The organism is Corynebacterium sp. AOP40-4SA-5 (assembly GCF_052377355.1).
Classification (GTDB): Bacteria; Actinomycetota; Actinomycetes; order Mycobacteriales; family Mycobacteriaceae; genus Corynebacterium.
The window spans coordinates 1-24,556 of record NZ_JBQSWS010000001.1 but is presented as its reverse complement, the minus strand read 5'-3'; the positions used below and the strand labels follow the sequence as shown (position 1 = coordinate 24,556).

21 protein-coding genes are annotated in these 24,556 nt (G+C 67.0%); 12 read left to right on the top strand and 9 right to left on the bottom strand.

Annotated elements, in window-relative coordinates; all coding sequences use genetic code 11:
- Positions 1 to 13: 13 nt before the first annotated feature.
- The 5 genes from ACT3S3_RS00105 to ACT3S3_RS00085 all read left to right on the top strand — a co-directional run bounded on the left by ACT3S3_RS00105 (position 14) and on the right by ACT3S3_RS00085 (position 9,809).
- Entirely contained in the window at positions 14 to 4,108 is a 4,095-nt protein-coding gene (locus ACT3S3_RS00105) for a molybdopterin-dependent oxidoreductase (protein ID WP_441578938.1), read from the top strand.
- A 123-nt stretch (positions 4,109 to 4,231) separates the two neighbouring features.
- Positions 4,232 to 6,832, top strand: a complete 2,601-nt coding sequence (gene nirB, locus ACT3S3_RS00100; RefSeq protein WP_301442348.1) for a nitrite reductase large subunit NirB — start codon at positions 4,232 to 4,234, stop codon at positions 6,830 to 6,832.
- Positions 6,833 to 6,874: 42 nt separating this feature from the next.
- Entirely contained in the window at positions 6,875 to 7,222 is a 348-nt protein-coding gene (gene nirD / locus ACT3S3_RS00095) for a nitrite reductase small subunit NirD (protein ID WP_301442349.1), read from the top strand.
- A gap of 158 nt (positions 7,223 to 7,380) precedes the next feature.
- Positions 7,381 to 8,649 carry a uroporphyrinogen-III C-methyltransferase gene (cobA, locus tag ACT3S3_RS00090; RefSeq protein WP_441578937.1) on the top strand — a complete coding sequence of 423 codons (1,269 nt, stop codon included), beginning with the start codon at positions 7,381 to 7,383 and terminating at the stop codon, positions 8,647 to 8,649.
- The gene (locus tag ACT3S3_RS00085; RefSeq protein ID WP_301442351.1) at positions 8,646 to 9,809 is read left to right on the top strand and encodes a uroporphyrinogen-III synthase; all 1,164 of its coding nucleotides are present in this window, start codon (positions 8,646 to 8,648) and stop codon (positions 9,807 to 9,809) included. The genes cobA and ACT3S3_RS00085 overlap by 4 nt, the downstream gene beginning before the upstream one ends.
- 65 nt (positions 9,810 to 9,874) lie before the next feature.
- Here the strand turns inward: ACT3S3_RS00085 and rplE are convergent, their stop codons facing one another.
- The 3 genes from rplE to rplN are packed head-to-tail and all read right to left on the bottom strand — an operon-like array spanning position 9,875 to position 11,139.
- Positions 9,875 to 10,447 carry a 50S ribosomal protein L5 gene (gene rplE, locus ACT3S3_RS00080; protein WP_301442352.1) on the bottom strand — a complete coding sequence of 191 codons (573 nt, stop codon included), beginning with the start codon at positions 10,445 to 10,447 and terminating at the stop codon, positions 9,875 to 9,877.
- Complete coding sequence (gene rplX, locus ACT3S3_RS00075; RefSeq protein ID WP_301442353.1) at positions 10,447 to 10,761, bottom strand: 50S ribosomal protein L24; 315 nt, start codon at positions 10,759 to 10,761, stop codon at positions 10,447 to 10,449. The genes rplE and rplX overlap by 1 nt, the downstream gene beginning before the upstream one ends.
- Before the next feature lie 3 nt (positions 10,762 to 10,764).
- The gene (gene rplN, locus ACT3S3_RS00070) at positions 10,765 to 11,139 is read right to left on the bottom strand and encodes a 50S ribosomal protein L14 (protein WP_301442354.1); all 375 of its coding nucleotides are present in this window, start codon (positions 11,137 to 11,139) and stop codon (positions 10,765 to 10,767) included.
- 685 nt (positions 11,140 to 11,824) lie between these two features.
- Here rplN and ACT3S3_RS00065 point away from each other — a divergent pair.
- From ACT3S3_RS00065 to ACT3S3_RS00035, 7 genes are all read left to right on the top strand, one after another.
- Entirely contained in the window at positions 11,825 to 12,154 is a 330-nt protein-coding gene (locus ACT3S3_RS00065) for a hypothetical protein (protein ID WP_441578936.1), read from the top strand.
- 398 nt (positions 12,155 to 12,552) lie between these two features.
- The gene (locus ACT3S3_RS00060; protein ID WP_444625986.1) at positions 12,553 to 12,963 is read left to right on the top strand and encodes a hypothetical protein; all 411 of its coding nucleotides are present in this window, start codon (positions 12,553 to 12,555) and stop codon (positions 12,961 to 12,963) included.
- A gap of 202 nt (positions 12,964 to 13,165) precedes the next feature.
- A complete protein-coding gene (locus tag ACT3S3_RS00055; protein ID WP_301442357.1) occupies positions 13,166 to 13,531 on the top strand; it encodes a hypothetical protein in 366 nt (121 codons plus the stop codon).
- A 154-nt stretch (positions 13,532 to 13,685) separates the two neighbouring features.
- Complete coding sequence (locus ACT3S3_RS00050) at positions 13,686 to 14,762, top strand: FecCD family ABC transporter permease (protein WP_301442358.1); 1,077 nt, start codon at positions 13,686 to 13,688, stop codon at positions 14,760 to 14,762.
- Positions 14,759 to 15,928 carry a FecCD family ABC transporter permease gene (locus ACT3S3_RS00045; protein ID WP_444614976.1) on the top strand — a complete coding sequence of 390 codons (1,170 nt, stop codon included), beginning with the start codon at positions 14,759 to 14,761 and terminating at the stop codon, positions 15,926 to 15,928. The genes ACT3S3_RS00050 and ACT3S3_RS00045 overlap by 4 nt, the downstream gene beginning before the upstream one ends.
- Positions 15,925 to 16,761, top strand: coding sequence for an ABC transporter ATP-binding protein (locus ACT3S3_RS00040; RefSeq protein ID WP_301442360.1), 837 nt, complete (start codon positions 15,925 to 15,927; stop codon positions 16,759 to 16,761). Before ACT3S3_RS00045 ends, ACT3S3_RS00040 begins: the two co-directional genes overlap by 4 nt.
- A 21-nt stretch (positions 16,762 to 16,782) precedes the next feature.
- Positions 16,783 to 17,679: a siderophore-interacting protein gene (locus tag ACT3S3_RS00035; protein WP_441579891.1), complete on the top strand. Its 897-nt coding sequence runs from the start codon at positions 16,783 to 16,785 to the stop codon at positions 17,677 to 17,679.
- Positions 17,680 to 17,689: 10 nt separating this feature from the next.
- Here ACT3S3_RS00035 and ACT3S3_RS00030 read toward each other — a convergent pair whose 3' ends face one another.
- From ACT3S3_RS00030 to ACT3S3_RS00005, 6 genes are all read right to left on the bottom strand, one after another.
- Complete coding sequence (locus tag ACT3S3_RS00030; protein WP_441579890.1) at positions 17,690 to 18,847, bottom strand: serine hydrolase domain-containing protein; 1,158 nt, start codon at positions 18,845 to 18,847, stop codon at positions 17,690 to 17,692.
- Position 18,848: 1 nt separating this feature from the next.
- Entirely contained in the window at positions 18,849 to 19,568 is a 720-nt protein-coding gene (locus tag ACT3S3_RS00025) for an ABC transporter ATP-binding protein (protein ID WP_301443837.1), read from the bottom strand.
- On the bottom strand, positions 19,547 to 20,425 hold the full coding sequence (locus ACT3S3_RS00020) for an ABC transporter permease (protein WP_301443836.1): 879 nt from the start codon (positions 20,423 to 20,425) through the stop codon (positions 19,547 to 19,549). The genes ACT3S3_RS00025 and ACT3S3_RS00020 overlap by 22 nt, the downstream gene beginning before the upstream one ends.
- The gene (locus ACT3S3_RS00015) at positions 20,422 to 21,471 is read right to left on the bottom strand and encodes an ABC transporter substrate-binding protein (protein ID WP_444614978.1); all 1,050 of its coding nucleotides are present in this window, start codon (positions 21,469 to 21,471) and stop codon (positions 20,422 to 20,424) included. The genes ACT3S3_RS00020 and ACT3S3_RS00015 overlap by 4 nt, the downstream gene beginning before the upstream one ends.
- A complete protein-coding gene (locus ACT3S3_RS00010) occupies positions 21,468 to 22,670 on the bottom strand; it encodes an LLM class flavin-dependent oxidoreductase (RefSeq protein WP_444614979.1) in 1,203 nt (400 codons plus the stop codon). Before ACT3S3_RS00010 ends, ACT3S3_RS00015 begins: the two co-directional genes overlap by 4 nt.
- Before the next feature lie 448 nt (positions 22,671 to 23,118).
- A complete protein-coding gene (locus tag ACT3S3_RS00005; RefSeq protein WP_444614766.1) occupies positions 23,119 to 24,492 on the bottom strand; it encodes a Fic family protein in 1,374 nt (457 codons plus the stop codon).
- Between the last annotated feature and the right edge of the window lie 64 nt (positions 24,493 to 24,556).

The following is a 24,556-nucleotide window of genomic DNA, read 5'->3' as shown; positions in this document are numbered from 1 at the left end:
TAGTCTCTCGCCCATGAACTCAACTCCAGAAGTCAGTAGCGATGAGAAATCAGTAGACACGGTGGACACGGTGTGCGGCTACTGCGGCGTGGGCTGCGGGATCACCCTCACCGCCGAGGGGACGGCCGATTCCCGGCGCGTCCTCACGTCCACGGGGACCGGCACGCACCCCGCCAATCGGGGCAGGTTGTGCACCAAAGGAAGCACCACCGCCGACCTGCTCAACGCTGGCGGTCGTCAGTCGACGGCCCTCATTGACGGCAAGCCGGTGGGCCTCGACGAGGCCGTCTCGGAGGCGGCCCGCAGGTTCACCGCCATCCGTGAGGAGCACGGCGACGACGCCGTCGCGTTCTACGTGTCGGGTCAGATGTCCTTGGAGTCGCAGTACCTGTCGAACAAACTGGCCAAGGGCTACTTCCGCACGAACCTCATCGAGTCGAACTCCAGGCTGTGCATGGCCAGTGCCGCTACGGGCTACAAGCAGTCCCTCGGCGCCGACGGCCCTCCGGGTAGCTACGACGACCTCGATCACGCCGACGTCTTCCTGGTCATCGGCGCAAACATGGCCGACTGCCACCCCATCCTCTTCCTGCGGATGATGGACCGGGTCAAAGCCGGCGCGAAACTGATCGTGGTCGACCCACGGTTTACTGCGACGGCGAAGAAGGCTGACCTGTACCTGCCCGTCCGCCCCGGCACCGACATGGCACTGCTCAACGGCCTGCTCCGACTGATCACTGATGCTGGGGACGTCGACGAAGAGTTCATCGCGGAGTTCACCGAGGGGTGGGACGCCATGCCCAGCCACCTCGCCGACTACCCCGTCGACACGGTCTCGGAGATTACGGGCATCGCCGTGGACGATCTGAAAACCGCCGCGGCGTGGATCGGGTCCACGCGGAACCTCATGAGCCTGTGGACGATGGGACTCAACCAGTCGGTACACGGAACGTGGCACACCACCGCGCTGTGCAATCTACACCTGGCGACCGGCGCGATCTGCCACGAGGGGGCCGGCCCGTTCTCGCTGACGGGGCAGCCTAATGCCATGGGCGGACGCGAAATGGGATACATGGGTCCGGGGCTACCGGGCCAACGAACGGTCCTGAATCCCGACCACCGACTGCAGGTCGAGGAAATATGGCAGATCCCCCAGGGCACCCTGCACGACAACCTCGGCGGCGGCACGGTGGACATGTTCGACGCTCTCGCGGACGGTCGGATCAAGGCGGTGTGGGTGATCTGCACGAACCCGGTGGCCTCGGTGGCCAACCGGTCGAGGGTCATCGCCGCGCTGGAGAATGCGGAGTGCGTGGTCGTCCAGGATGCCTTCGCCGGTTCCGCCACCGCGGAGTACGCCGACGTGCTGCTACCTGCGGCGCTATGGACAGAATCGGAGGGGGTGATGGTCAACTCGGAACGCACGCTCACGCTTACTGCCCCGCTGATGGACTCCCCGGGGCAGGCGCGTCCGGACTGGGAGTTGATCTGCCGGGTCGCCCAGGAGATGGGTTTCGCCGGCTTCGACTTCCCGGACGCCTCATCGGTATTCGACGAAATTCGGCGCTTCCACAACCCGGAAACCGGGTGGGACATCCGTGGCGTGGACTACCCCAGGCTGCGTCGCGGGCCGGTGCAGTGGCCCGCGCCGGCGAGTTCCCCCGACTCCCGGCACCCGGTGCGTTACCTCAACGACGGCATCAGCCAGTCCGTGCACACGGACGGCGACGGAAACCGTCCCCGGCTGGCCTTTCCCACACCCTCGCGGCGCGCGCAGTTCCTCGCCCGTCCGTACCTCCCGCCGGCTGAGTGCCCTGATGCGAACTATCCCCTGGTCCTGACCACCGGCCGACTGCCGCACCAGTGGCACACGATGACGAAGACCGGGCGCGTGGCCAAACTGATGAAGCTCAATCCGTCGGGGTTCGTTCATCTGCACCCCACCGATGCCGAGGCCCGTGACATCGCAGAGGGAGACCTCGTCGAGATCGCCTCACGCCGAGGCTCTGTTCAGGCCCCCGCCGTCGTCAACGACGGAATTGTCCAGGGAACCTGTTTCATGCCGATGCACTTCCCCGACCAGGTGGTCAACGAAGCGACCAACGACGCCGTGGACCCGGAGTCGCTGCAACCGGAGTTCAAGGCGTGCGCTGTGGACGCGGCGAAGGTCGCGGTCAGCGCGTCCGCTGCGGTCAGCGCGTCCGGCGACATGCTCGACCGGATCTTCGACGGGGACGGGCACTCCCCTGCCCCAGTGCTGACCGACCTCGAGAAGGTGTACCTCGACGGTATGCTGCGCGGGCTTCGGGCGAATCCGCCGCAGGACGCTGTGCCGGCGGTGCCGGTGGTGCCTGCCCAGGCCCCGTTGTCGCCGCAGGCACGGGCCTGGGTGGACGGCACGTTGGCGGGAATGTTCTCCCGTCTGGCTCCCCTCACCGACGACGGTGGCCCAGACGACGATGCCACCGACCTCTCCTCCGACTCTCCCGCAGTCACCGTGGTGTGGGCGTCGCAGACTGGCTCGGTGGAAGACTACGTACCCTCGCTCGTCGCAGCGATTTCGGAGAGAGGTTACAGCGCGCGCGCCGTGCCAGCAGACGACGTAGGTGCCGAGGGCCTGACCGGTACCGTCCTGTTCGTGGTGTCCTCCACCGGTGACGGTGAGGCCCCCGATAACGGGGAGTCACTGTGGGACACCGTGATGGCGATGGACCCCCATGCGTCACCGTCCTGTCTGCAGGACCTGTCCTACTCGGTGCTGGGTTTCGGGGATTCCTCCTACTCTGACTTCTGCGGCTTCGCCCGCTCGCTCGACGAGCGCCTGGCGGAACTGGGGGCCACCCGGATCGCCGCGTGGCAAGCCTGCGAACCGAACTACGAATCCACGGCGAGAACCTGGCAGAACCGGGTGCTGGACGCCCTGCCGGACGCTGGCGCGCCGGCGCCTGCGCCCGTCGCTGCACAGACCCCTGTGCCAACCCCTGCACCCACCTACAGTCGCCGGCACCCTCTGATCACCGAGATCCTGGAGTCCTCCCGGTTGACCGGCGACGACTCCGCCAAGGACGTCCGGCGGGTGGCGTTCGCCCTCCCCAAGGACACGCTGAGCTACACCACCGGGGACGCCCTCGGAGTCTGGCCAACGAACCGCCCGGAAGTCGTCGACGAGTGGCTCTCCCTCACCGGTCTCGACCCGGACACGGACATTCGGGTGGACGAGACAACCCTTCCCCTGCGCGAGGCACTGACAACCACCTTCGACATCACCACCATCACTCCGGACGTCCTGCGACTGGTGCACACCCACCATCCCCACGCGGGACTCGCCGGCACAGACGGCATCGCCGACGACCCGGCGCGCGCTCGGGAGTTCGCCTGGGGCCGCCACACCGCAGACCTGCTGACGACGCACGCCGTCGACGCGTCCGCCGAAGAGTGGGCGCAGGCGCTGCCCCGGATGAAGCCCCGCATGTACTCAATCTGCTCGAGCCCTCACACCGATGCCACCCAGGTGGAGATCACCGTCTCGGCCGTGGAATTCCGGACTGATGGCGGACGACGCCGCGGTGTGTGCTCCGGCTTCCTCGCGCAAGCCAACGCCGGCGACCGGGTGCGCATCTTCGTCTCACCCAATAAAAACTTCGGGCCACCGGAGGAGCCTTCCGCGCCGGTCATCATGGTCGGGCCCGGCACAGGGGTCGCACCATTTCGTGGCTTCCTGCACGACCGTAGGCACCGCGGGGCGACCGGGGACAGCTGGCTTTTCTTCGGTGAGCAGCACGCTGCCACGGACTTTCTCTACCAGGACGAATTCACCGGCTTGCGCAAGGACGGCGTGCTCACCCGCCTCGATACTGCGTTCTCCCGGGATCAGAAGGACAAGGTCTACGTCCAGGACCTCATGCTGCGCAATGCCGGCGAACTGTGGTCGTGGATCGACCGGGGTGCCTACCTCTATGTCTGCGGAGACGCCAGGAAGATGGCCCCGGACGTCGACGCCACGCTGCACCGCATCGTCGCCGAACAGGGCCGGATGGATCCCGAGGCGACGCGGCGTTTCATGTCCGTGCTGTCGTCGGAACGCCGCTACGTCAAGGACGTCTACTGACCGCCATGCCGTTGTTACCGCCACGTGTCGCCGCCGTCACGGACGTCCGACGGCCGTGAACCGCTCGTAAAACACTTCTCTCAACAGTGTCTTCGCCGGTGAATGGACCATAGCGTGAGGCACATGGACACAGCACACAACCCTCAACCAACAAACCGCATCGTCGTCGTCGGCTTCGGTATGGTCGGCCACCGGACGGTCACCGACATCCTCGACCGCGACCCCGACGCGGACATCACGGTGATCTCGGGTGAACGGTGCCACGCCTACGACCGTGTCGCCCTGTCGAGCTATGTCTCCACGTGGGACCGCGGCAATCTGGAGCTTTCCGAACTCCCGGGGACGGTCAGGGTTCACCATGCCCGGGTGACCGGAATCGACCGGGACAAACACACCGTCTCGTGCGAGAGTGATGCCCCCGGTGAACCGGAGGTCATCGGCTACGACCACCTGGTGCTGGCCACGGGCTCCTACCCCTTCGTCCCACCGGTCCCGGGCAACGACCTTGACAGGTGCATGGTCTACCGGACGATCAACGACCTGGACCGCATCCGCGACATCGTTGAGCATGCCCGACGTGCCGGACGCCAGCCACGCGGCGCGGTCATCGGCGGCGGGTTGCTGGGGTTGGAGGCAGCCAACGCACTCCTCTTGCTCGGCGCGCAGGCCCACATCATCGAACGATCCCCTCGACTTATGCCGCTGCAGGTCGACCCTGCCGGCGGTGTTCTCCTCGCAGACAAGGTCCGCGACCTGGGTGTCACGGTGCACTTGAACACCTCCACACAAAGCATCCGGGAGACCACCTCGTCGGACGGAACCCCAGACTCTCTCGAGATGTCGCTCAGCAGCAACGAAGACCATGCCCCGGCGAACGAGGAGCTGCTTCCCGTCGACATCGTCATCTTCTCCACCGGGGTGCGCCCGCACGACTCCCTCGCCACGGCTGCCACAGGCACGCCCTTGGACACCGCGCCGCGGGGTGGGATCCTCGTCGACGCCTTGTGCCGCACCAGCGACCCCGATATCAGCGCCGTCGGCGAGTGCGCCGCCGTCGACGGGGTCTGTTACGGCCTCGTGGCACCCGGCTACTCGACCGCCGAGATCGTCGCCGACCGTCTCACTGGACGCGAAGCCACCCCTTTCGAGGTCCCAGACATGTCCACCAAACTTAAACTGATGGGGGTCGATGTCGCCAGCTTCGGCGACGCCCACGGCACCACCGAGGGGGCGCGCCCCCTCACCGTCAACGACCCGGTGTCCGGCACTTACGGCAAGCTCGTCATGGACGGCAACGGCCGGACACTGCTCGGCGGCGTCCTCGTCGGCGACTGCACGTCCTACGCGTTGCTGCGGCCCATGGTCGGCGGCGAGCTGGACGCACCGATGTCCTTCCTCGCCCCCGCCGCTAGTGGTGCTGACGGTACTGACGGGGCGGGTGTGGGAGTCGGTGCCCTGCCCGATGCCGCACAGATCTGCTCCTGCAACGCCGTATCCAAGGGCGATGTCCGCGAAGCTATCGGCGACGGTGCCTGCTCGGTGACGGACCTGAAAACCTGCACACGGGCAGGGACGAGCTGCGGTTCCTGCTTGGGCCTGCTCAACCAGTTGCTCGATGCCGAGGGAGTGGAACTGTCCAAGGCCCTGTGCGAGCACTTCCCTCAGTCCAGGGCCGAACTCTTCGAGTGCGCCGCGGCTTCGGGCCTGCGCGACTTCCCCGGGTTCATCGCACGGTTCGGCACCGGACGAGGTTGCGAGATCTGCAAGCCGACCATGGCATCTATCTTCGCCACGCTCAACACCGGCCACCACGTCCTGGACGATGGTCACGCGGCCCTCCAAGACTCCAATGACCGCTTCCTGGCGAACATCCAAAGGAATGGCTCCTACTCCGTGGTGCCCCGCATGCCCGGTGGCCAGGTCACCGCCGAGCAGCTGATCGTGTGCGGTGAGATCGCCCGCGACTTCGACCTGTACACCAAGGTCACCGGCGCCCAACGTATCGACATGTTCGGCGCCCGGGTCGACCAACTCCCCGCCATCTGGCGCAGACTGGTGGACGCCGGCATGGAGTCCGGCCAGGCCTATGGCAAGGCGCTCCGGGCGGTGAAAAGCTGCGTGGGAACCGACTGGTGCCGGTATGGCCAGCAGGACTCGGTGAAGATGGCCGTGGACCTGGAGATGCGCTACCGGGGTCTGCGCAGTCCCCACAAGTTGAAAATGGGAGTTTCCGGTTGCGCCCGCGAGTGCGCAGAGGCTCGGGGCAAGGACGTCGGCGTCATTGCCACGGAACACGGCTGGAACCTGTACGTCGGCGGCAACGGTGGAGCGACCCCACGGCACGCTGAACTGCTGGCCGGGGATCTCGACGAACGCACGCTGATCAGCTACATCGACCGCTACATCGGCTTCTACGTCCGCACCGCCGACCGGCTGCAACGCACCGCCGCCTGGCAGGCGGAGATGGACGGCGGCCTCGACCACATTCGAGACGTGGTCTGCGACGACTCCCTCGGCATCGCTGCCGACCTGGAGGCCTTCATCGACCGCCACGTCGAGGACTACACCGACGAATGGCGGGATGTCCTCGACGATCCGGAGAAGCTCGGCCGCTTCGTCTCCTTCGTCAACGCACCCGAGTCACCGGACCCCACCGTCCAGTTCCAGAAGCAGGACGGTCGCAAGGTCCCGCTGCCGCTACCCGCGCTGCACACCGCAGTCTGATAATCGCAGTCTGACGACCACCCAGAGAGGAAATGATCCACCATGACTTACACCACCATCTGCCTCCTCGACGACCTCGAGGAGAACCTCGGTGCCGCCGCCCTGCTCGACGATGGCACCCAGATAGCCCTGTTCCGCGCCGGCTCCACCGTGTACGCCGTGTCGAACATCGACCCGTACATGGGTGCGGCTGTGATCAGCAGGGGAATCGTCGGCGAGGCGGACGGCGAGGCCACGGTGGCCTCGCCACTACTGAAGCAACGCTTCCGCCTGTCCGACGGCCAGTCGTTGGAAGACGACGGGAACTGTTTGGCGACCTATGCGGTCAGGCTCGACGACGATGAGGCCGGTGCCCTGGCCGGCGGTCGTCGCGTGCAGGTGTGCCACTGACCTGGGAACCCCGCCCTTTTCTCTCACGACCGTCCGGTGGCGTGTAAGAAAACCGACCCACACCTGTTGCCCTGGTGACCGGTCGGTGAAACACCTGATTCCTACCATCAAGAGTGACAGAACCTGACGAACTTCTGCTCTCACTTGGAGGAACTCCCATGACCATTGTCATGACCGGACTCGACGTACGTGACCGATTGGTTGTCCTTGTCGGCGGTGGGACCGTCACTGCCAGGCGCGCAGACCGACTGATCGACGAAGGTGCGGTCCTGCGCATCGTCGCGCCACGGCTCTCCGCTGACACCGCCGCAGTGATCCACAAGCATGCGACTCTTGACCCGGGCCGCGTGGCGTGGGTAGCCCGCACCTTCCACCCGGCCGATCTCGACGACGCATGGCTCGTCCACACCGCCACGGGCAATCCGTCGGCGGATTCGGCGGTGGTGGCCGCCTGCGATGAACGCAGGATCTGGTGCATCGACGCCGGTGACGCCCTTGGGGGAAGCGCGCGTCTCTGCGCGGTGGCCCGTCACGGCGACGTGGCGATCGGCACCGTCTCCACCGATGGCCCAGACCCACGTCGCAGCACCGAGATCCGATCCGCGGTACAGCGCCAGTTGGACCGTGGTCTGTTGCCGACCCGGCGGATCCGCGGCCGGGCCGGCGAGGAGGGCTACGAGCGCGGGTCGGTAGTCCTCATCGGCGGCGGCCCCGGCCCAGGGGACCTATTGACGCTGCGTGGCTACCGGGCATTGCTGCAAGCCGACGTGATCATCCACGACAGGCTCGGCCCCACCGATGTCCTGGAGGACGTCGGACCGGACGTGGAGATTATCGATGTTGGCAAAGCCCCGGGCCGCCACCGCGTGCCCCAGGAGCAGATCAACGGCCTGATCATCGACCGAGCCCGCCGTGGGCTGAAGGTGGCCCGTCTCAAGGGTGGCGACCCCTTCGTGTTCGGGCGCGGCGGCGAGGAGGCGCAGGCCTGCACCGCGGCTGGCATACCGGTTGACGTCCTCCCGGGTGTCAGCAGCGCGGTCTCGGCACCGGCGGTGGCGGGTGTTCCTGTGACACACCGTGGTGTAGCAGATAGCCTCTACGTGGTGAATGGCCATCGACGTCCCCGACCTGCAACCCTCGCCGCCCTTCAGGACGACGACACCACCGTCGTCGTCCTCATGGGCGTCGCCACATTGCAGGAGTTCTCCTCCGACGCCCTGGCGTCCGGCGTCCCGCGCGACCGGCCGGTGGCCATCGTCGAGAACGCCCACCGCACTAATCAACGGGTGTTCCGCACGACCCTCGCAAACGTCACGAACACTGCCCGGACCAACTCCGTGGCTAATCCTGCGGTAATCATCGTCGGGGAGACCGCGCGTGCCGGCCTCCTCACCGACGACACCACCGCCGTGAAGGCGTCTGCATGAGGGAGGCGAAACAGATCTCGGAGGCGTTGGAGGGGTGCACGATTCTGCTGCCCGTCGACAGGCGGTCGGCGGAGTTCGCGACGGCCCTGCAACGTCACGGGGCATCGACGATCATCGCGCCCCCACTGACGATCACGCCGCACTTCGACGACGCAGAACTCCTTCACGAGACCCGCTTGCTGCTCGAGACTCCCCCGGACATCGTCGTGGTCACCACCGGTGTCGGCTTCCGCGGGTGGATGGACGCCGCCGAACAGGACGGGATCCAGGTCGACTTAATCAGCTCTCTGCGACGCCCTCAGATCCTGGTCCGCGGGCCCAAGGCCCGTGGTGCTGTCCAGCAAGCTGGCCTCGAGATCGACTGGGTCGCAGAGACCGAGACCTCGGCCGAGATTACCGAGTACCTCCTGGCCGAAGGGGTTCGGGGCAAGCGCATCGTAATCCAGCATCATGGCGAAGGCGACCCCGAGATGGAGAGCACACTCGTGGCTGCCGGGGCCGAGGTACAGGGGCTCACGATCTACCGGTGGGGTGCTCCGCCGGACCCGGACCTGGTGGGACGGACCACGGGGATGGTGGCGGCAGGCAACGTGGACGCAGTGCTGTTCACCTCGGCACCCGGTGCGAGGGCCTGGCTGCGTTTCGCCGAGCAACTCGGAACCTTACCTGCCATCCAGCAGCTCTCCGGCGAGCGCACGATCTTCGGGGCGGTGGGGCCAATCACCGCCGTGCCCCTTGAGGCTGCCGGACTGTCGCCGGCTATCCCGGAACGTTTCCGCCTGGGGGCGCTCGTACGTGAGACGGTGCTCCTGATGGCGGGGCCGCATACCGCGACCGCCACGCCATACGGCCCGCTCCATGTGCGTACCGGGGGCATCCTGCTGGACGGTCGCTTTCATCCTTTGGGACGCACCGGTTCAAATCTTTTGCGGATCCTGGCAGCCCGTCCTGGTCGCGTGCTGTCGCGGGAGGAAATCTCCAAGGAGTTGTCGAGCGGTATCACGGGTGGTCACGCCGACGGGTGGTCCGATGAGCAGACCACGGAGCGCGCCGTGGAGGTCACGGTCGCGCGGATCCGCAGCGCGCTCGCTGAGCCGGATCTGATTCAGACGGTGTACAAGCGCGGTTACCGGCTTGCCGTCGCCGACGTTCCAGAATAGCAAAACACCGCCCCGGCCCGCTTGTGCAGCGGGTCGGGGCGGTGTCGACGAGCGTCGGGAAGTGTTTACTTCTCGGCGTTCTGGCCGGCCTCGAACGGGAAGCCCAGCTCGCGCAGCAGCGCGCGGCCTTCCTCGTTGTTGGTGGCGGTGGTCACCACGGTGATGTTCATACCGCGGGGACGGTCGATGGAGTCGACGTCGATCTCGTAGAACATGGACTGCTCGTTGAGACCGAAGGTGTAGTTGCCGTTGCCGTCGAACTGCTGGTCCGAGAGACCGCGGAAGTCGCGGATTCGGGGCAGGGCCACGGTCAGCAGGCGGTCGAGGAACTCCCACATGCGGTCGCCACGCAGGGTGACGCGGGCGCCGATGGGCATGCCCTCACGCAGCTTGAAGTTCGAGATCGCCTTCTTGGCCTGGCGGATCTGCGGCTTCTGACCGGTGATCAGGGTGAGGTCCTTGATGGCACCGTTGATCAGCTTGGAGTCGCGGGCAGCCTCGCCGACACCCATGTTCACGACGACCTTGGTCACGCCGGGGATCTGCATGACGTTGTCGAAGTTGAACTCGGTGTTCAGGTTCTCCCGGATCTCGCCGCGGTAGCGGCTCTTGAGACGGGGGGTGTAGTTGTCGCTCATCAGATGTCCTTCCCGGTGCGGCGGGAGATGCGGATCTTCTTGCCGTCCTCATCGAAGCGGAAGCCGACGCGGGTGGGCTCGCCGTCAGCGTCGAGGACCATCACGTTGGACACGTGGATGGGGGCCTCCTGGGTGACGATGCCCTCGGACTCGGCGCCACGCTCGGGCGCGGAGTTCACGACGTGCTTCTTGATGCGGTTGACGCCCTCGACCAGGACCTTGTCGCGCTGCGGGAAGGCCTCGATGACCCGACCCTTCGCGCCCTTGTCCGGACCCGAGATGACCAGGACGGTATCGCCCTTGTGGATCTTCATGGGTTAGATCACCTCCGGTGCGAGAGAAACGATGCGCATGAAGCGCTTGTCACGCAGCTCGCGGGCGACCGGCCCGAAGATGCGGGTACCGCGGGGGTCGGTGTTGTCCGCACCCTTGATGAGAACGGCAGCGTTCTCGTCGAACTTGATGTAGGAGCCGTCCGGACGACGGGTCTCCTTCTTGGTGCGCACGATGACAGCCTTGACGATGTCACCGGACTTCACGTTTCCGCCGGGGGTTGCTTCCTTGACGGTGGCGACGACGATGTCGCCGATACCGCCGGAGCGTCGGGTGGAGCCGCCGAGCACGCGGATGACCAGGATTTCCCGGGCTCCGGTGTTATCGGCGACCTTCAGACGCGATTCCTGCTGAATCACTTCTAGTCTCCTTGTAGACCTAGTAGTTCTGTGCACGTGGGATTACCGACCCTCACGTGCGCGGTCCGTGCCTCTTCGCGGTCCAGCCGGTCGGCGGTCCGGTCCGCGCGAAGCGCACCGGAGCGACCTATGGACCACAGGCAACCGCTCAAGTATGCCACCAGCGACGCCACGGGCCAAACCTGCCTATTTACATGACGGACAAGGCCCGCCCGGTACCACCGGGGGCACCCCCGAAAATTACCCTATGGGGTACGTCACAGTAACGCCTCAATCTGTATTCTGCTCACTTTTCACACAGTGACGAATTACGTCACATTCACCCGACCGCGCCTCCCTGAAGATTCCCCCGCGCCAAGCCAGAACGCGAGCGCCGGCAGACATCCTTTTCCTCTCCTACCAGTACAATCGCCATCTGGACAAGGGTGACAAAAGTTGGACACGGCCCCCTATTTCGGCGCTTTAGAACTCGCCGAACCCATACCGAGGGGCGTAGTACCCGCCACTCAGGTAAGCCTCCAATTACATTTCATAACAGAACGTAGTACCACTGAAACTGTTTTACCCCGCGACAGGCCGGTGCTGCGCTGGTAACTTCTCCCCCGAACGGCGGAACCACCCGCCTCCGACCGGAGACTTGACCCCTTCGGACGGCCACACCAGTTCAGTGAGGAAACACACTTTCATGACCATCAAGAAGAGCCTGCTCGCCGCAGCCACCGCCACCACCCTCGCCGTCGCCGGTACCGGCATCGCCTCCGCCCAGGACGGCACCGAAGACACCGAGACCCAGGGCTCCTTGTCCTCGCTCTCGTCCTCCTCCTCCGAGGGCGAAGACGGTGATTTCGAAGGCCTCCTCGGCAGCATGGCCGACGCCAGCGAGATCCTCGCCGTCATCAACACCTTCGGCGGTGCCGTTGCCGGTTCCATCGACATCATCCCGGACATCTACACCGCCATCCAGGGCTTCCAGGACATGGTGGACGACTTCGAGTTCCCCGCCCTGCCCTTCTGAACTGACACCGCGCCCGCGGTAGACAGACTCCTCAGCAGGACAGAAGAAGTGAAACGGCCCCGACCTCCCGGTCGGGGCCGTTTCGTATGCCTACACCCCCGAACGAGGGTCCGCAATCTCACCGCACGCCGATCCCCTGGCTCTCTTCTCCGGACCAACCGATCAGGCCATACCCTCCCGCCGTACGATCGCGATTGCGCCCGTCATCCCCGACATTCTCTTACCCTGCCCCGTACCTCCAGTCCGATACCGACGTCTCCTGGCCACCTCAAACTGATATACCCGCCCCCGTATTTCGCTTTGACCAGTGCGAATATATCCCTGCCCGGAGAAAACCGTTCATGCTACGTTCTGCTTTGTCCCCCTCACCACTGATCCTCAAGAGGAGCGAAACAAGCATGAAGACTCGTAAGACTCTCCTGACCGCAGCCACCGCCGCCACCCTGGCAATCGCCAGCACCGGTATCGCCTCCGCCCAGGAGGACCTGCCCGACGAGACCGGCAGCACGGGTAGCTCCGCCTCCAACGACGAGACCGGCAGCGCCCCCACCGCCCCGTCCGCTGAGCTGTCGAACCAGCGCGACGTCCTCGGTTCCATCACCGGTGCGGACGCCCTCGGATCCTGGACCGACGGGCAGTTCGACTACGGGAAGGCCTCTGAGGCTCTCGTCAGCCTGGCCGCCGGCGGAGCAGCCGTCGCCACCCTCGCCGGCGCATACGTCGCCGTCGTCGACGCCTCCGACGCCTCCGACGCCTTCCAGGGCGTTCTCGAGAACAGCCGCGGCTTCATCGAGAGCCAGATCGGCTAAGAGCCCGAGCGCCGACTACTTAACACCCCGCCCCCTCCGGCGGGGTGTTTTCCCATGTCAGCGTCTACCCACTACACCCAAAAGGGGCACACTAAGATCTTCCTGTGGACCTTTGTTCGTAGATACAACATGATAGGGGACGGAACGAACACGTCAGCTACCCCACTCGGAATAGCTGGACACTGACACAAGAGGAATCCCCATGAAGCTCAAGAAGTCTCTGCTCGCCGGCGCCACCGCCGTCACCCTCGCCATCACCGGCACCGGCATGGCCGCAGCCCAGGATGGCAGCCTGCCCACCGGCTCCCTGACTACCTCCAGCGAGACCGAGTCGAGCGATCTCAGCTCGATCACCTCCTCCCTCAGCGAGGGTTCCTCCGAAGGCTCTTCGGAGGGTTCCTCGAACATCGACATCGAGGCATACCTCGAGGACATCTTCGGCGACGATGGTGTCCTCGGCTCCTTCGTAACCGAGGAAGATGGTGGCTGGTCCAACGGTATCGGCAACATCACCAAGGTCATCGGCCTCATCTCCGCAGCGATCGGCCTCGGCGGCCTCTTCAGCTAGACCTGACCAAACGGGCACTCCCCACTGGTCTCCCCCGACCCCTGCTATTCATTGCGCGAGTCTCACCCAAGATCTAAGGTGAACCTATCCTCGAGCGTGGATGCGGGGGTCGAGCCATGCCTCCACGCTCGTTCCGACGAGTGAAAGGGGCCCGATGACGACGGGAACCACCGATGTTGCCGCGCCACCCGGCCCATCCGCCACCTCCCGACTGCGCAGACGCCGGCTCCTCGGCCTCCTCTGCCTCACCGTCCTGCTCGTCATCGGATTCCTACTCAGCCTCGCCTACGGCTCCCGCGTCATCCCCACCGACGTGATGCTGGACTCCCTGCGCCAACTGCCCTCCGCACTCCGTGCCGACCGGATCGACGACCCCGACCTCCAGGTCATCACGGAGCTCCGCTTTCCCCGGACCCTCATCGGTCTCATCGTCGGGGCCGGACTCGGCGTGGCCGGCGCACTGATCCAGGGGCACACCAGAAACCCCCTGGCCGACCCCGGCATCCTCGGCATCTCCTCGGGTGCCGCCCTCGCCGTCGTCGTCAGCTTCGCCGTCTTCAACGTCTCCGGCACCGCCGCCACCGCCGCCTGGGCCTTCGGCGGCGCGCTGATCGCCACCTGCGCCGTCTTCGGACTCGCCTCCGTCGGCGGCGGCAACGTCCACCCCCTGACCCTCATCCTCGGCGGCGCTGCGATGAACGCCGTCCTGCAGGCGATTATCAGCGCCTTCGTCCTCACCGACGAGAACAACCTCGACCGGATGCGTTTCTGGACCGTCGGCTCCGTCGCCGGACGCGACATGACGATCTTCTGGGGTGTGCTGCCGATCATCATCATCGGTCTGATCCTCGCCTTCGCCACCGGCCCCCATCTCAACCTCCTCAACCTCGGCGACGACGTGGCCACCGCTCTCGGCGTGAACACCAAGGTGGCCCGCCTGATGGGCATGGTGATCATCGCCCTGCTCGCCGCGGCCGCCACCGCCGCCGCCGGCCCCATCGCCTTCCTCGGCCTCGTCGTCCCCCACCTGGTGCGCTCCATCACCGGGCCGGACTACCGGTGGATCCTGCCGTACTCCGCGCTCGGCGGAGCAACCCTGCTGCTCTACGCCGACGTCCTCGGACGCCTCGTCGCCCGCCCCGGTGAACTCCAGGTCGGCATCGTCCTGGCCTTCGTCGGTGCACCACTGTTCATCTACATGCTCGTGCGCAGGAAGGTCGTGCAGCTATGACCCAGAACGCCGGCACCCGCTCACGCACGAAACTCACCTACGTCCACGAGGGCACGGTCCCCGAGCGTCCCGCCTTCCGCCTCGGGGCACTGTCGATGGTCTGGCGTCCCCGGCAGTTCGCGGTCTCGGCAGCCCTCGCCGTCGGCGTCGTCCTGTTGCTGCTGCTGTCCATCTGCCTCGGCGACTACCCGCTGACCCCGATCCGCGTGGCCGAGGTCATCGGTGCCCGCCTCTTCGACGCCCTGCACCTCACCGCGCTGCGCGACATGATCGTGGAGCCCTCGCGCATCGAGGAGCTCGTGGTCTTCGACTGGCGCATGCCCCGCTCGGTGACCGGCATCGTCGTGGGCACCGCCCTGGGCCTCTCCGGCGCACTCACCCAGTCCGTGACCCGCAATGCCCTGGCCAGCCCGGACATCCTCGGTATCACCACCGGTGCCTCCGCCATGGCCGTGACCATCATCGTTCTCGGCGGCGGGGCGTCCGGCGGACTGGTCGGCTGGCTCTCCGGCGTCGGTATCCCCGTCGCCGCCCTCATCGGCGGCCTGCTCACCGGCCTGGCCATCTGGCTGCTGGCCTACCAGCGGGGCATGGACCCCTTCCGCCTGGTGCTCTCCGGCATCATCATCTCCGCCCTGCTGATGGCCTACATCTCCTTCCTCATGACGCGGGCGGACCTGCGCGACGCCACCACCGCACAGATGTGGCTTTCCGGCTCGCTGAACGCCTCCAACTGGACGCGTGCCATGCCGGTGATCCTCCTGGTGCTCATCGGTGTTCCGGTTTTCGCCTGGATCTCCTTCCAGCTCATGGCCAGCATCCTGGGCCCGGACGTCGCCCGCTCCCTCGGCCAGAACGTCACCGGCGTGCAGGTCGCGCTGCTGGTGTTCTCCGTCGCCCTGGCCGCCGTCGCGGTCTCCGCCGCCGGCCCCATCGGCTTCGTCGCCTTCGTCTCCCCGCAGATCGCCCAACGGCTGTGCGGACGCTCCACCCCGCCGCTGCTGGCGTCCGGCCTGTTCGGCTCCTGCCTGCTGATCCTCGCCGACATGGCCACCCAGTCGATCCTCCCCGTCGAACTGCCCGTCGGCCTGCTGACCTCCGCCGTCGGCGGCCTGTTCCTGATCTACCTGCTCATCCAGAACAACCGGAGGGCCTCCACCGAATGAGTACCCAGAAGAGTCTCCAGACCAACACCATCAGCGCCTCCGGCCTCACCGTCGGCTACGGCAAGGCCGACCCGATCATCAGCGACCTCTCGCTGAACATCCCCGGCGGCAAGGTGACCACCATCATCGGGCCCAACGGCTGCGGCAAGTCCACGCTGCTGCGCTCCCTGTCCCGCCTGCTGCCCTCGCGCACCGGCGACGTCCTGCTCGACGAGACCGACATCGGCACGATGAAGCGCAAGGACCTGGCGAAGATCATCAGCGTGCTGCCGCAGTCCCCGCTGTCGCCTCCCGGGCTCATCGTCTCCGACCTCGTCGCCCGAGGGCGCCACCCGCACCAGAGCTGGATCCGCCAGTGGTCCTCCACCGACGAGGAGGAGGTCATGGCCGCCCTCGAGATGACCTCGGTGGCCAACCTCGCCGACCGTCCCGTGGACTCCCTGTCCGGCGGACAGCGCCAGCGCGTGTGGATCTCCATGGTCCTGGCCCAGCAGACCGAGGTGCTCTTCCTCGACGAGCCGACCACCTACCTCGACCTCTCCCACTCCATCGAGGTCCTCGACCTGGTCCGCGAACTCAGGCGACGCCTGGACCGTACGGTGGTCATGGTCCTGCACGACCTCAACCTCGCCGTGCGCTACTCCGACCACCTCGTGGTGATGCGCAACGGTGCCGTGGAGGCGGCCGGCAGCCCCGGCGAGATCATCACCTCCGAACTGCTGGCAGACGTCTTCAACCTGGACGCCGTCGTCATCGAGGACCCCGTCGTCGGCGGGCCGCTCATCGTCCCCTCCGCCCCGCCGGAGACCGGCGACCACCTAACTTCACCGTAAGAGAACAAGGAACACCACACCATGGCCACCACACCCTCTACCGCCGTCCGTGACATCGAGCTGCGTGAGCACCCGCGCCGCGACGCCACCGAGGACACCGAGCCCGCCGACGACTTCGGCGGCCGGCTAATCCAGGTCACCGTGACCGCCAACGAGCTCATCGCCCCGAACCTGCGTCGGCTCACCCTGGCCTCCCCGGACTTCCGCGAGCTCGAGCTCACCGGGCCCGACGAGTTCTTCGGCCTGCTCATGCCGCAGGACGGACGCGACTTCGAGTCCTTCGACACCGCCGGACGCAACATCCGCGCCGCCGTCGCCGACATCGAGGAGGACGTCCGGCCCGGTCTGCGCTGGTACACGGTGCGTCACCTGCGCCAGGACGCCGGCGAGATCGACGTGGACGTGGTCATGCACGACGACCACCCCGGCCCCGGCGCCACCTGGGTCAGCGAGGTCTCCCCGGGTGCGACCGCCGGGGTGTGGCTGTGCAACGCGATCTGGATCCGGCACGCCGAGCGCCCGCTCTTCGTCGCCGACCCCTCGGCCGTGCCGGCGTTGCTGACGATCCTGGAGTTCACCGCCGACCACCACCCGGACGACCTGCACCGCTACCACCTGGTTATCGTCGCCCACTCCCCCGAGGACCTGGAGGGCGGGATCGCCGAGGACTGGTCCGAGAAGGTCGCCTCGCTGCAGATCATCTACACCTCCCCCGGCATGGAGGCCGAGGCCGTGACCCGGCACCTGCACGAGGCCGCCTCGATCTCACACCCCTGCACCGCCGCCCAGTACGTGTGGGCCAGCGGGGAGGTCGGCATGACCAAGGCCGTGCGCGGTGTGGCCGTGGACGACTGGGGCGTGGACACCGCCTTCGTCGACTGGGTCGCCTACTGGATCGAGGGCAAGCCCCGGCCGTGACCACCCGGGTTTAGCGTGCGCCCCACACCTGATCGACCTCGTCGAACAGGGCCGAACCCTGCGGGCCGTGCAGGGCGAGCTGGGTGAACACCACCAGCAGCTCGCCGGTGGCCGGGTCCACCCGCCCCCACGTGCCGGCCGAGCCGGCCCACCCGTAGGAGCCGTCCGGGCGCACGCTGCCGCCGTAGCCCCAGCCCTGACCCTCCACATCGGTGAGGAAGAAGCCACCCATCGCCCGCTGGGCATCGTCGAGATGATCCGTCATCATCGCGCTGACCAGTTCCTTCGGCAGCACCCGCACCCCGTCGAGTTCCCCACCTCCGGCCAGCATCCGGGCGAAACGCACCCAGTCACCCACCGGGCCGATCAACGCGCCCGCCCCGTCCGGGAAGGACGGCGGTGCGGCGTGCACGCCGTCCGCAGCGTCCACCAGACGCACACCGTCCGCCGAGTCCACGTAGCGGGAGGCGAAACGTGGACGCCGCGCGGCGTCCACCCACCACGTCGTGTCGTCCATGCCCAGCGGCGTGAGTACGCGGGTGGCCGTCAATTCATCGAGTGAGGCCCCGCCGACGCGCTCGACAAACAGGCCCAGCAGCGTGGCCCCGGTGTTGTACGTCCACCCCTGCCCCGGCTGGTGCGCCAGGGGCATCGCCGCGGCGGCGGCGAGGTACTGCTCGCGCGACACCTCCCCGTGGTGGCCCTCCTGCAGGTCGGCGAACAGCCGGACGCTGTAGTCCGCCTCGAAGTCCGGAATGTAGCCCAGCCCACCGCGCAGGGTGAGCAGGTCCTCCACCGTGGCTTCACGGTCACTGGCGACCGTCTCGTTCAGATCACCGGTGGCCTCGACGAGCACGCGCGGCCCGGCGAGCTCCGGCAGCCAACGGGTCACCGGAGTGTCCAGGGCGAGCAGCCCCTCGGCGACGAAGGTCAGCACCACCGCCGCGATGACGGGTTTGCCCAGGGAGTCCCAGAAGAACAGGGTGTCCGGCGCCACCGGTGTGCCGGACGCCAGGTCCTGCACGCCCACGGCCAGCACGTTGTCCCCGGCCTCCCCGCCTACCCCGCCAGCAACGACACCGCCGGGCAGCCGGCCGTCCGCCACCCTCGCGCGCATCAGCGCGGCCACCGACTGTGCCGACTGTGCCGCCTGTCCAGAAGTGCTCATGTCAGGAGTGTGCCACAACCCCCAACTCCTCCAGCAGGCGCTCGCGCAGATCCCCGTCTGCACCTGCACCGTCCGTACTGTCCGTGCGCAGGTCAAGGCTGAGCTGCCCGTCGGTCAGCACCACCACCCGGTCGGCCAGGGCGATCGCCTCGTCCACGTCGTGGGTGATCATCAGCACCGACGGCCGGTGCCGGGCGACCAGGTCGCGCAGCAGACCGTGCATCCGGATCTTCGTCAACGCGTCCAACGCACCGAAGGGTTCGTCGGCCAGCAGCAGCTCCGGCTGGCGGACCAGGGCTCGGGCCAGTGCGGCGCGCTGCTGCTCGCCGCCGGAGAGCTCCACCGGCCAGGCGCGTTCCCGCCCTGCCAGGCCGACCTCCTCCAGGGCGTCGGCCACCGCCTTCTCGGTCGCCCGCCCGGCGGTACCGGTGGACGGCAACCCGAGGGACACGTTGTCGGCGATGCGCAGCCACGGCACCAGGCGTGAGTCCTGGAAGACCACCGACACCCGCTCCGGCACCGCGACGACCCCGTGACCGGCGACGTCGGCGTCCAGCCCGGCCAGGGCACGCAGCAACGTGGACTTGCCGGACCCGCTGCGTCCCAGCAAGGCCACGAACTCGCCCGGCGCGATTTCCAGGTCCACCCCGGCGAGCACGTCGCGGGCGCCGTCGAAACTGCGGTGCAGGTCACGGACACTCAGCTGATGGTTCGTCGCCATGTCAGCGCCCTCCCTCCGACAGTGCGGATGAGCGCGTCGGCGGCCACGCCGAGCACCGCGTAGACCACCAGGCCGACCACGATGATCTCGGTCTGCCCGTAGTTGGACGCCAACGTGATCATGTACCCCAGCCCGGAGGTGGTGTTCACCTGCTCCACCACGACCAGGGCCAGCAGCCCCGCGGTCACCCCGAAGCGCAGCCCCAGGATCACCCCGGGCAGCGCGCCAGGCAGGATCACCCGACGCAGGAACTCCACCCGGCCCAACTCCAGGGTACTGGCCAGTTCCACGAACCGCCGGTCGATGGAGCGCAGCCCGTCGAAGGTGTTCATGTACACCGGGATCAGGGTGGCCAGGGCGATGGTGGTGATCTTCATCTCCTCACCGATGCCGAACCACAGGATCAGCAGCGGCATGAGCGCCAGTGTGGGAATCGAGCGTTTGACCTGCACCGGACCGTCGATCAGCGACTCGCCCCAGCGGGACAGGCCCGCCAGCAGGGCCAGCGCCACACCGGCGGCCACGCCCGCGGCGATGCCGATGCCGGCGCGTGTCAGCGAGGCCACGAGCGACTCCTGCAGACGGCCGGACGCCACCAGCTCGCCGAACGCGCTCGCGACCTGCCAGGGTGCGGCGAGGATGCGCGGGTCGATCAGGCCCGTCGCCGAGCCGACGACCCACGCCGCCAGCAGGACGAGGACGCCGACGGAGCCGCGCGCCCGGCGCGTGGCCCGCCCGGGGCCGTAGCTGCGCCGCACCGGGCGCACGTCGGTGCCGGGTGACACGCGCGTCGGTGCGTCCTGCGCGGGTGTTGTCCCCGCCGGTGGCGCGGTGGTGGGTTCCAGTGTGGTGGTCATGACGACAACTCCTCGGGTTCGAACCGACGGTCGTAGAGGTCCTCGACGTCGATCTCGGGGTGGTCCTGCTCCTTGGACAGCAGGTCGGCGGTCTCCTGGTGTTCGGCGATGAGGTCGTCCCAGGTGTCCGGCACGGCGAACTCGCCCTGACGCTGCACCACGTAGTCGGCGTCCTGCTCCGACAGTCCCTCGTGGTCGACGAGGTAGGCCTGCGCGTACTCCTCGCGGTGGTCGTTGATCCACAGGTTGAGCTTGTTCCACACCTGCGCGTACTGCTTCAGCGCCGCGGTCTTCTTCTCGTCCTGCAGCGTCGACGTCGGCACGTAGAGGTGCCAGGGGTCGTCCGGCACGCCCGGGGCGATGGTGGACGCCCCGTCCTGCGCGTACTTCGCCAGGTAGGACCGCGCCTGCTCGATGCCCAGCGGGGCGACGTCCACCTCGCCCTTGGCGATCACGTTGACGAAGGTGTCGTCGGTGCTCTGCAGCTCCACGAGGTCCACGTCGTCCTTGCTCAGCCCGGCCTCCTGCAGCACGCGCAGCACCAGCGCGCCCTGCGCCTGACCCGGGCTGTAGGCGATACGTTTACCCTTCAGGTCCTTGATGTCGGCGACGTCCGCGCCGGGTGCCACCCCCAGCTCGTAGGTGGGGTGCTCCAGCGGGTCCACGGTGCGGCGCGCCGAGACGATGCGCACCGGTTCGTTGGTCCACGTGGCGAACAGCGGCGGGATGTCGGCGACCGCGCCCACGTCCAGCGCGTCGGCGCGGAAGGCCTCGAGCGTCTTCGGCCCGCCGTCGATGTTCGCCCACTCCGGGGTGAAGTCCAGCTCGTCGATCAGGCCGGACGCCTCCAGCGCCGTCTGCGTGCGCGGGTCGCCGATGCGCAGGACGGTGTCCTCGTCGACCTCGTCGGAGATCGCGGCGGTCTCGTCGTAGTCGGCGTCCCCGGTACTGTCCGACACCGCGTTGCAGCCGCTGACCGCCAGAGCGCCCGACGCGACCACCGCGGTGAGGGTGGTCAGCGTGGTGCGGCTGGTGCTCCGCCTCATGCGCTTTTCACCTCTGCGTCCTGTTTCTCCTGCGCCTTCTCTGCGAGCGCCGGCCCGTGGTTCGTCACGGCGAAACCACGCCGACGCACCGCCGGGATCACACCCTCGCCCACGTGGTAGGTCTCCTCCAGGTGCGGGTAACCCGACAACACGAACTCGGTGACCCCCTCACGCTGGTACTCCACGACCAGGTCGGCGACCTCCTCGTAGGAACCCACCAGCGCCGTCCCCGCCCCGCCGCGCACCAGGCCCACACCGGTCCACAGGCCCGGGTGGATCTGCAGCGCGCGCACGTCGTCACCGCGGTGGAAGGACGCCCCGCGCCCGTGCAGTTCGGCGATGCGCCGCTGGCTCTCCGACTCCGAGGACGCGATGGCCTCCTGCGCGGCGCGCACATCCTCCTCCGAGACGTGGGTGAGCAGCTGTGCTGCAGCGTCCCACGCCTGCTCAGAGGTTTCCCGGGCGATCACGTGGACGCGCAGCCCGCCCCGGGCGTCCGGCACGGCGCGCAGCTTCTCGCCCACCTCGGCAGGACGTTCACCCCAGGTCAAATACGTGTCGGCATGCTCGGCGGCGACCTGCAGCGCCTCCGGGGAGGACCCGGAGAAGTACACCGGCGGCACCGTCGCCGGACGCACCGGCAGGCGTGCGCCGCGCACGTCGACGTGGCGTCCCACGTAGTCGATCTGCTCCTCGCTGATCCACAGCTGCTTCCACACCTCGAGGTACTCGGCGGTTCGCTCGTAGCGCTGCGCCTTGTCCAGGCGGTCACCGCTGGCGGCCAGCTGCACCGGCTCACCACCGGTGACGACGTTGAGGTTCAACCGGTCGCCGGACAACCGCTGGAAGGTGGCCACCGACTGCGCCTCCTTCAACGCCGACGCCAGCCCCGGACGCACCGCGACCAGGAACTTCAGCCGCTCGGTCACACCCAGCAGGCTGGTGGCGATCAGCCACGGGTCCTCACACCACAGGCCCACCGGGATCAGCACACTGTCGAGGCCGTTCTGCTCGGCGGCCAGCGCCAGCTGGCTGAGGTAACGGGTGTCGACCGGGCGGTCGGGCAGACCGTCGCGGCCGTTGGCGGCGACGCGTCCACCGGGGCCGCCGCCGACCACGTAGCGGGAGTCGACGAAAGGCGGCAGGTACCAGTGGAAGGTCAGTTCGGGTTCACGGACAGGTTCATCGTGTGTTGGCATGGCCCGAGTGAACCACTCTGTCTACTCCACACCCCAGGCTTCCGCTCCCCTTGAACCGAATGAACCGAATGAGGGGCCAAGATCGAGCTTGGGATGTTTGAATCCACCGGTTCAAACATCCCACGCTCGATCTTGGCCCCTGCGCCGCCCGTGCTGGCGCCTGTCTCCTCAAAGTGCGAGCCCAACAACCACTGCCCGAGTGAGTTCGGGCACCCGTGTTCGGTCCTAGTGAACGTTCGGTTCAAGCGAACAACCGTATAAGTTGTAGAGCATGGACGCGACTCAGTTGGACGTCGACAGGATTCTGCGCCGGCTACGCGACAACACCAGCCTTGCTGTCAGCCCGGTGGAAGGCACCGGGCAACCGTCCGTCCCGGACCCGGTCGCGCAGGAGCGCCTCAAGGCCGTTGATGATCTCCGAGCTATCCACTTCTCCTCCCCACGTCCCCTACCGATCTGAGGTCCGGAGCTTTTCGATGACCCGAGCCAAGAACTCCTCGACCATCGCATCGGCGAAGAATCCGACCCTCTGTCGCAGACTCTCGCTCACCGTAGGGTGCAGCTCCCGGAGATACACACCGAGCTGACGGCCCGTACCGGTTACGGCGACGAGGTCGAACTCCGCGGTGTCGTCGCCCCGACGGCAAATCAGTGCGGACCAGATAACGAAGAGCGAGTGGGGGGACTTCGTACTCACGGTCAGGCTCGTGGCCATGTCATCGCCGATGGCCCGGTACCACTCTGGGATCCCCGGGGGCGTACCGAACACTTGCCCTTGGACCAGGAATGGAAGCCCGAGCTTGTCGACGTGCATGTCAATGCGGGTCCGTAGTGCCTCGCCAAGAAGTTCCTTGAGACGCTCCGCAGCATCAGCCACCTCTGCCGGGAGTACGCCTTCCGCAAGTAGTGACGATAGCTGGTCGGAGGCAGACTCCCCCTGCGGCACCGAGAGTTCGTCGATGATCACGTTGACGGTGTCAGTCGCCCGCTCAGCGATGAACCGCATGAGGGAATGGTGATGTCCTTTATCCGCGGCCTCGAGGGCGTCGAGGTAGCCCGTCCGCTGATCCTGGTAGATCACCAGGGGAACCCCTGGTGAGCGATAGAGGTACACACTTGCCAAGGCACGCGCCACCCTCCCGTTCCCGTCGGCGAACGGGTGGATGCAGACGAAACCGTAATGGGCGTAAGCGGCCTGGGTGACGGGGTGAGCATTCGCGAAGCTCTCAGACCGAAGCTCATCGATCAGCCGCTCCATTTCTGGGGCGGTGTCCTCTGGTGAGGCGTAGGCGTGGACAGTATTATCTGAGCGGGTCGGACTGTTGGCGTGCGCCTTGTACTCACCTTTCGGTAGAGCCTGTTCCTGCTTGATCAATGCGCCTTCGACAGGAACGTAGACTGTGTGGGTCTGCTGACTGCGAAGCATGGTCTCATGGAGTTCACGGATGAAGTGACTGGTCACCGGACGCTTCCCGGTCATCCGGTCCAGAATCAGCTCGAACCCGGCGAGAGTGTCCTCGAAAGCAGGCCTGACATGCGGGCCTCTGTTCGCCATCGCTTGTTCCCAAGACCCCGCCTTCTCTGCCACCGTCCTGGTGAAACCGCGATCCGTGGCGAAAATCCCCTCTATGGCGTTCGTGTCGACAGCGGCGGCTCTCCGGGCCGTCTCAAGCGCCTTGTCGAGCACGTCCTGCGAAACATCGGTCTTCAGCTGGTCGAAACGTGTCGTCGCCCGGTCAAGGTCCCTGTACGAGCCCCCCGCGGCGCTCCACTTCCCGAAGGAAGGGAATGGTGTGTACTCGGCGCGGGTAGTCTCTGACATATCGACTAGAGTAGCCGGATCGCGCACTCCCCCGTTCAGCCGCGCCCGGCCCCCGCCCCAGCCC

Bases quoted from the DNA above. Each gene is read 5' to 3' on its own strand.
- ACT3S3_RS00105 (WP_441578938.1), top strand. From the start codon at position 14: ATGAACTCAACTCCAGAAGTCAGTAGCGATGAGAAATCAGTAGACACG.
- nirB (WP_301442348.1), top strand. From the start codon at position 4,232: ATGGACACAGCACACAACCCTCAACCAACAAACCGCATCGTCGTCGTC.
- nirD (WP_301442349.1), top strand. From the start codon at position 6,875: ATGACTTACACCACCATCTGCCTCCTCGACGACCTCGAGGAGAACCTC.
- cobA (WP_441578937.1), top strand. From the start codon at position 7,381: ATGACCATTGTCATGACCGGACTCGACGTACGTGACCGATTGGTTGTC.
- ACT3S3_RS00085 (WP_301442351.1), top strand. From the start codon at position 8,646: ATGAGGGAGGCGAAACAGATCTCGGAGGCGTTGGAGGGGTGCACGATT.
- rplE (WP_301442352.1), bottom strand. From the start codon at position 10,447: ATGAGCGACAACTACACCCCCCGTCTCAAGAGCCGCTACCGCGGCGAG.
- rplX (WP_301442353.1), bottom strand. From the start codon at position 10,761: ATGAAGATCCACAAGGGCGATACCGTCCTGGTCATCTCGGGTCCGGAC.
- ACT3S3_RS00065 (WP_441578936.1), top strand. From the start codon at position 11,825: ATGACCATCAAGAAGAGCCTGCTCGCCGCAGCCACCGCCACCACCCTC.
- ACT3S3_RS00060 (WP_444625986.1), top strand. From the start codon at position 12,553: ATGAAGACTCGTAAGACTCTCCTGACCGCAGCCACCGCCGCCACCCTG.
- ACT3S3_RS00055 (WP_301442357.1), top strand. From the start codon at position 13,166: ATGAAGCTCAAGAAGTCTCTGCTCGCCGGCGCCACCGCCGTCACCCTC.
- ACT3S3_RS00050 (WP_301442358.1), top strand. From the start codon at position 13,686: ATGACGACGGGAACCACCGATGTTGCCGCGCCACCCGGCCCATCCGCC.
- ACT3S3_RS00045 (WP_444614976.1), top strand. From the start codon at position 14,759: ATGACCCAGAACGCCGGCACCCGCTCACGCACGAAACTCACCTACGTC.
- ACT3S3_RS00040 (WP_301442360.1), top strand. From the start codon at position 15,925: ATGAGTACCCAGAAGAGTCTCCAGACCAACACCATCAGCGCCTCCGGC.
- ACT3S3_RS00035 (WP_441579891.1), top strand. From the start codon at position 16,783: ATGGCCACCACACCCTCTACCGCCGTCCGTGACATCGAGCTGCGTGAG.
- ACT3S3_RS00030 (WP_441579890.1), bottom strand. From the start codon at position 18,847: ATGAGCACTTCTGGACAGGCGGCACAGTCGGCACAGTCGGTGGCCGCG.
- ACT3S3_RS00025 (WP_301443837.1), bottom strand. From the start codon at position 19,568: ATGGCGACGAACCATCAGCTGAGTGTCCGTGACCTGCACCGCAGTTTC.
- ACT3S3_RS00020 (WP_301443836.1), bottom strand. From the start codon at position 20,425: ATGACCACCACACTGGAACCCACCACCGCGCCACCGGCGGGGACAACA.
- ACT3S3_RS00015 (WP_444614978.1), bottom strand. From the start codon at position 21,471: ATGAGGCGGAGCACCAGCCGCACCACGCTGACCACCCTCACCGCGGTG.
- ACT3S3_RS00010 (WP_444614979.1), bottom strand. From the start codon at position 22,670: ATGCCAACACACGATGAACCTGTCCGTGAACCCGAACTGACCTTCCAC.
- ACT3S3_RS00005 (WP_444614766.1), bottom strand. From the start codon at position 24,492: ATGTCAGAGACTACCCGCGCCGAGTACACACCATTCCCTTCCTTCGGG.